This is a genomic window from Halothiobacillus sp. (assembly GCF_027346185.1).
GTDB lineage: Bacteria > Pseudomonadota > Gammaproteobacteria > Halothiobacillales > Halothiobacillaceae > Halothiobacillus.
The window spans coordinates 1-6,743 of sequence record NZ_DAIESY010000014.1; the positions used below are offsets into that span (position 1 = coordinate 1).

The 6,743-nt window shown below is 57.2% G+C and carries 5 protein-coding genes; 2 read left to right on the top strand and 3 right to left on the bottom strand.

Annotated elements, in window-relative coordinates; all coding sequences use genetic code 11:
* A partial coding sequence (locus M7R55_RS01225) for a virulence RhuM family protein (protein WP_298217764.1) occupies positions 1-823 on the top strand: 823 nt, incomplete at its 5' end.
* Positions 820-3,567, top strand: a complete 2,748-nt coding sequence (locus tag M7R55_RS01230; RefSeq protein ID WP_298217766.1) for a DEAD/DEAH box helicase family protein — start codon at positions 820-822, stop codon at positions 3,565-3,567. The genes M7R55_RS01225 and M7R55_RS01230, both read left to right, overlap by 4 nt.
* Before the next feature lie 275 nt (positions 3,568-3,842).
* Here the strand turns inward: M7R55_RS01230 and arsJ are convergent, their stop codons facing one another.
* From arsJ to M7R55_RS01245, 3 genes are all read right to left on the bottom strand, one after another.
* Positions 3,843-5,057 (bottom strand): organoarsenical effux MFS transporter ArsJ, encoded by a 1,215-nt coding sequence (arsJ, locus tag M7R55_RS01235; protein WP_298217768.1) that lies wholly within the window; start codon positions 5,055-5,057, stop codon positions 3,843-3,845.
* A 28-nt stretch (positions 5,058-5,085) separates the two neighbouring features.
* Positions 5,086-6,096, bottom strand: coding sequence for an ArsJ-associated glyceraldehyde-3-phosphate dehydrogenase (locus M7R55_RS01240; RefSeq protein WP_298217770.1), 1,011 nt, complete (start codon positions 6,094-6,096; stop codon positions 5,086-5,088).
* Between the two features lie 3 nt (positions 6,097-6,099).
* Positions 6,100-6,743 (bottom strand): arsenate reductase ArsC (locus tag M7R55_RS01245; protein WP_298217771.1); only part of this gene is annotated, 644 nt, incomplete at its 5' end.

Sequence of the window (6,743 nt, forward strand, 5' to 3'; positions counted from 1 at the left end):
TGTGGAACGGCTGGTTGACCATTACAACCTGGAGGTGATTCTGCACCTGGGCTATCGGGTGCGTTCACATCGGGGTACGCAGTTCCGGCGCTGGGTGACAGAACAGTTGAAGGACTATCTCGAAAAGGGTTTTCTGCTGGACGATGAGCGCTTCAAGGGTGGGCAGGACAGCGGCTATTTCGAGGAATTGCTGGCGCGCATCCGCGATATCCGTTCTTCGGAAAAGGTGTTCTGGCGCAAGGTGCTGGATATCTACGCCACCAGCGTGGACTACGACCCGCACACGGAAACCTCTCAGCTGTTCTTCGCTACCGTGCAGAACAAGATGCACTGGGCCGCGCACGGCCATACGGCGGCGGAATTGATCGCGCTGCGGGCGGACGCGCAAGCGCCGAACATGGGCTTGACGAACTGGACAGGGGCCAGCAAAGGCGCACCGGTACGCAAAGCCGATGTGGGCATTGCCAAGAACTACCTGAACGCCGAAGAGCTGGACACGCTCAACCGTATCGTCACCGCTTACATCGAAGTGGCGGAGCTGCAGGCGCAGGCGCGGCAACCGATGACCATGCGTGATTGGGCGGGGGAGCTGGACAACTTCCTGCGGATGACGCGCAAGGACATTCTGACCCACGCGGGCAAGGTGACTGCCGAAGCAGCATTGGCGAAAGCTCAGGCTACGTATGCCGAATATCAGGCACGGGTTCGCGATCTGCCGTCACCGGTGGAGAGGGATTTCGATGCCGCCATTGCGCGACCGGTCAAGCAGCTTGAAAAAAGCAGGAAAGCATTGCCGAACAAGAAAAATGGAGAACAGGCATGAGCGCCCGCGTACAGAACCACATCACGGGCCGTCTGTCCCTGCGCCCGCCGCAAGCCGAATCGTTAGAAAAACTGCGGCAAGCGCTTGAGGCGGCGCCCGAGTTGTTGCGCAAAGATCAAAATGTGGCGGCGATTTTAGCCACGCTCAAAGCTGAATTTCCGACCTTAGAAGATTTCGAGCGCGAGTTCCCCTCGCTGTGTTTTGCACTGGCCACGGGCGTCGGCAAAACGCGCTTGATGGGCGCGTTCATTGCGTATCTGCACTTGGCGCATGGCATCAATAATTTCTTTGTGCTGGCACCGAATCTCACGATCTACAACAAGCTGATTGCCGATTTCACGCCCAATACGCCCAAGTATGTGTTCAAGGGTATTGGGGAGTTTGCAATCCATTCGCCACGGGTGATTACCGGCGATAACTACGATCAGCAACCCCTGCCTACGGGTGATTTATTCGGCGATGTTCGGATCAATATCTTCAATATTTCCAAGATCAATTCCGAGGTGCGGGGTGGCAAGGAGCCGCGCATCAAGCGCATGAAGGAAGTGCTGGGTGATAGTTATTTCAACTATCTGGCGAATCTGCCGGATTTGGTGCTGCTGATGGATGAATCGCACCGCTACCGTGCCAGTGCCGGGGTGCGCTCGATCAATGAGCTAAAACCGCTGTTTGGCCTGGAGGTGACGGCTACGCCCTTTGTGGAGTCCAGCAAGGGGCCAGTGCCGTTCAAGAATGTGGTGATGGATTATCCGCTGGCACGCGCCATGGCCGATGGGTTTGTGAAAGAGCCTGCCGCCGTGACCCAGCGCAATTTCGATGCCAAGGCGCATACGCCAGAGGAAGTAGAGAAGATCAAGCTGGAGGACGGCGTGCGTTTGCACGAAACCACGAAGGTGGAGTTGCTGACCTACGCCCGCGAAAATGGCATGCCGGTGGTGAAACCCTTCATGCTGGTGATTGCACGCGATACGACCCACGCCGGGCAACTGTTGGCGCTGCTTGAATCGGCTGCGTTTTATGAGGGGCGCTATCGGGGCAAAGTGATTCAAGTTGATTCCAGCCGAACGGGCGCGGAAGAGGAAGCAATGATTACGCGGCTGCTGGCGGTGGAAAGCGTGGATGAGCCGACCGAGATTGTGATTCACGTCAATATGCTGAAAGAAGGTTGGGATGTGACCAATCTCTATACCATCGTGCCGCTGCGCGCCGCCAATGCGCGCACGCTGATCGAGCAGAGCATCGGTCGCGGTCTGCGTCTGCCCTATGGCAAGCGCACGGGTGTCGCAGCGGTGGATCGGTTGAGCATTGTGGCGCACGACAAGTTTCAGGAGATTATCGACGAGGCGAACCGGGGTGATTCGCCGATTCGTTTGCAACACGTGATTCTCGACGCGCCGAGTGCAGACGATACCAAGGTTAGCGTACAGGTCGGCTCAGGCGTGATGATGCGCTTAGGTTTGGCGGATGCCCCAGCGATTGACCCTGCGCCACCAAGTGCAGGAGCGGCTGCACAGACTCCGGTTCCAGCGCCCGTATTTGTGACCGAGCGTGAGCGCCAAGCAGCGCGCGTGGTGATGGAGGTGATTGGTCAATACGAAGTGAAGTGTGATTTGGTGCCAACCAGCCATGCACTGCTTCAGACGGATGTGCAGGCGGCGATTCTGGCCGAAGTGACTGAACGGCTGAAGCCCGTTCAAGGTGAATTACTGACGGATGCCGAGGAGGGTGCGCCTGCGTTCGATCTTTCGTCTGTGGTGGCCAAAACCACCGAGATTATCGTGCAGCAAACCATCGACATTCCGCGTATCGCCGTGGTGCCTACAGGTGAGGTGACAACGGGTTTTCATCCGTTCACGCTGGGTATGTTGCCCAATTTCCAGCCGGGGCAACGTGAAATTGTGGGGCAAGAGCTGCGCACGAATCTTCAATTCACCATGAGCCGGGAAACGGGCATGAGGGAGCAGCGGCTTGAGGATTACATCGTCAAGAAGTTGCTCGATTTTGACGACATCGACTATTTCACAGAGGCCGAGCAATTGTATGACCTGGCGGGTCAGGCGGTTGCGCATTATCAGGCGCAAAATTACTCGGAGAACGCGCTTCACGAGATATTCGATACCTATGGCACAGAACTGGCGCGACTGATTCACGCCGAGATGATGGCCCACTTTTGGGAAGAAGCTACGGGGTACGAGGTGCAGGTCAGCCGGGGCTTTACGGCGCTTAAACCCTGCCATTACACCGCGACCGCAGGACAAACGGCGCATCATTACCGTGAAACCGTGACTGAGTTAGGCAAGATCAAGCAGATGCTGTTCGGTGGATTTTCTAAATGCCTGTATCCGTTGCAAAAATTTGATTCGGACACGGAACGGCGTTTTGCTGTCATCCTGGAGCGGGATGCCTTGAAGTGGTTCAAACCCGCCAAAGGCCAGTTCCAAATTTACTACAAGCTTGGCTCCGAACAGCCGGAGTACATTCCTGATTTTGTCGTCGAGACCGATTCAACCATCCTGTTGGTTGAAACCAAGGCGAAAGCCGACCTCGACAGCCTGGAGGTTCAGGCCAAGACCGCTGCCGCTGTCCGCTGGTGCGAGCACGCGTCGGACTTCTCGGCGAGCGTCGGCAACAAACCGTGGAAGTATCTGCTTATACCGCATGATGAAGTCAATGAGTCGCAGCGGTTTACCGATTTTCTGCGTTTCGCGCCTCGCGGCAATGGCGTAGGCCAAGGCCAAGATTGAGGGAAGCGCGAAAACGCACTTCGATCAGGAACAGGCCACAGTTGAGGCCAAACTGGCGTGGCGGGATGATTAAGGCAAATATCGGTGGGTCACACTCGGTTGATTTCCAACCATCGGTTGGACTACCTCTTTCTGGTGCCGAAAATCCAGCGCATGCACCGCATCGTCGGCTGGTTCGTGGCGAAACAAGATCACATAGCCGGAATCACGGGAAGCAATCAGTAGTTCGCGGAGATCATTTGAGTCGGACCCCATTGATTCAATAAAAATCTTTATTAGCGCCGCTGTTTTTCGGGGGAGTTACTCTGCAGCAAACTCCGGCTCATCTGATAAGTAAACACCGCAGCCAGGGCAATGAATCCTGTCGAGATCAGCAGGCAGCCTTCGATGCCGATGGTTTGATAGGCGTAGCCGGATAAAACCGTGCCGAGCAAGCGTCCACCGGCGTTGGCGGCGTAGTAGAAGCCGACATTCATGGCGGCTTTGTCGTTGGTGGAATAATTGAGAATCAGGTACGAATGGACTGCCGAGTTGACGGCGAAGACCGCGCCAAATACGCCCAGACCAATCGTAATCAACCAGCCGGGCGGCAGGTTGAACTGAAAGCCGATCCAGATCAGCAAGGGCGTGCCGACGAGGATTAGGCTCCAGAGCAGGGCGGTTTCGGCACCGACGGGTTTTTTCTGCCCCCGCAATAAGCGCGGGGCGCTGGCTTGCACGATGCCGTAGCCGACCACCCACAGCGCAAGATACGCGCCCACCCATTCAAAATCCCAGCCGATGGAAACCAAATAGACGGGCAGGGCGACGACAAACCACACATCGCGCGCGCCGAACAGAAAAATCCGCGCGGCGGCCAGCCAGTTGATGGCTGCATCCTGCGAAAACAAGGCGCTGAATTTGGCTTTTTCCTTCATCGCACCGAGGCCGGATGGCAAGGTGAAGGTGGCGATTAACCCCAGCACCAGCAGCCCGGCGAGTGTGAAATTGGCACCCTGAAAGCCGATCAGTGCCAACAGCGCGGCGCCGACGAAAAAGCCAATGCCTTTGAGCGCATTTTTCGAGCCGGTTATCCAGGCGACCCATTTGAATAACTGCTCGTCCGACGCACCGGCGACGAGCTTGACCCCGGCCTTGGCCGACATCTTGTTTAAATCCTTGGCGATACCTGAAAGCGCTTGCGCCGCCGTCACATACACCACGGTGAGCATGGGGTTGGGTACGGTCAGCATCAGCAGGGCGACAATCTGCATGGCCGTGCCGACCTGCATGGTTCGGTTGAGCCCGATACGCGCGCCGAGCCAGCCGCCGACAAAGTTCGTCACGATGCCGAACACTTCATAAAAAATGAACAGCATCGCAATGGCGAACGGCGAATACCCCATCTGATAGAAGTGCAACACCACCAACATGCGGATCGCGCCATCGGTGATGGTGAACGCCCAGTAGTTGCCGGTGATGATGAGGTAGTTGCGCAGGGCAGCAGTCATACGGGTTCTCCTGGCGGGTGGGTGGAGGTTATGCCGAGCCGACCTTGGATGCGAGTTCTGCCATGCGGTTGGCGTAGCCCCATTCGTTGTCGTACCAGGCCAGCACTTTGACCATGTGCTCGTCGATCACCATCGTGGAGGGCGCATCGACAATCGACGAACGGGCGTCGTTGACGAAATCCATGGATACCAGTGGGCGGGTTTCATAGCCAAGAATCTCCGGCATGGCGTCACTACCCGCTTTGAGCAGGGCATTGACTTCTTCGACCGTGGTGGCGCGCGATGGCGTGAAGACAAAATCGGTGAGCGAGGCATTGAGCAGCGGAACCCGCACGGCCAGACCATTCAACTGGCCGTTCAATTCGGGGAAAATCTCGCCGATGGCCTTGGCCGAACCCGTGGTGGTGGGCGAGAGCGACAGGCTCGACGCGCGCGCCCGCCGCCAGTCCTTGTCGCCCTTGTCGACCACGGCCTGCGTGTTGGTCAAATCGTGCATTGTCGTCATGGTGCCGCGCACGATGCCGAGCCCTTCGTGCAACACTTTGACGACCGGCGCGAGGCAGTTGGTGGTGCAGGATGCTGCCGTCACGATGGCGTGTTTGGCCGCATCGAACAAGTGATCGTTCACGCCCATCACAACGTTCAATACCTCCGGGTGTTTGACCGGTGCGGCGACCACCACGCGCGGCGCGCCTTGATCCAGATGAGCACGGATTTGCTCGAAGCTGCGCCATTTGCCGGTCGATTCGATGACGAGATCCACACCGATGGCGCGCCAATCGAGCTGATCGATGGTTTTGTGCATCGTGTAGCCGATGCGCTGGCCATTGATCGTGATGCTGTTTTCATCGGCAGAAATGGCCTGCGGCCAGCGACCGTGCACGGAATCGAACTCGATCAGATGCGCCATGCAGGCGGCATCCGCGGCAATTTCGTTGATGTGCACCACAGTCAGACCCAGTTCGGGGCGGTCAAACATCGCCCGCAGTGCCAGGCGTCCCATGCGGCCGTAGCCGTTAATTGCAACTCGAATCGTCATTATTTACTCACTCATTAAACCAATTGCGGAAATCTCATCGCGGGCGCGAATTTTTTCGATGGCGTAGTCGGGGAGTTGGGTCAGCAACTTCACCCGAGTTTCAAGTAGGCGTCCGGCTTCGATAAAGAACGACACCGCATCGCGTTCGGGATGATCGGCCATCAAGCGCACCGGATCGGGCACCCCCCAATGCGCGGTGATCGGGCGGCCGGGCCACGCGGGGCAGGCTTCGTTTAGCAGGGTGTCGCAGACGGTGATCACCAGATCCATTTGCGGCGCGTCGGGTTCCAGGAACTTAGACCAGTGCTTGGAGGCGGCCTGCTCGGTAGGCAATTGAAGCATTTTGAGTGCTTTTAATGTGTTGGGGTTGACGCTTGAATCCTTCTTCTGACCGGCAGAAAAGGCGCAGAAGCGGCCGTTGCCCCAACGGTTGAGCAACGCTTCGGCCATGATCGAGCGCGCGCTGTTGGACACGCACAAGAACAGCACATTGAAGACTTTGTTCGAGGGCGTTGCTGCTTCACCTGTTTTTTGGTCGACTTTCTCGTCGGTTTGCTGCGCGTCTTGCAACAGTTCGATGTTCTCTTGATACAGCGCGCGGGCCTGTTTGAGCATCCTGAAGCCTTCATTGCTAAGCGACCAGCTAA

Excerpts from the sequence above, each read along its gene's own strand:
- M7R55_RS01230 (WP_298217766.1), top strand. The coding sequence starts at position 820 with ATGAGCGCCCGCGTACAGAACCACATCACGGGCCGTCTGTCCCTGCGC.
- arsJ (WP_298217768.1), bottom strand. The coding sequence starts at position 5,057 with ATGACTGCTGCCCTGCGCAACTACCTCATCATCACCGGCAACTACTGG.
- M7R55_RS01240 (WP_298217770.1), bottom strand. The coding sequence starts at position 6,096 with ATGACGATTCGAGTTGCAATTAACGGCTACGGCCGCATGGGACGCCTG.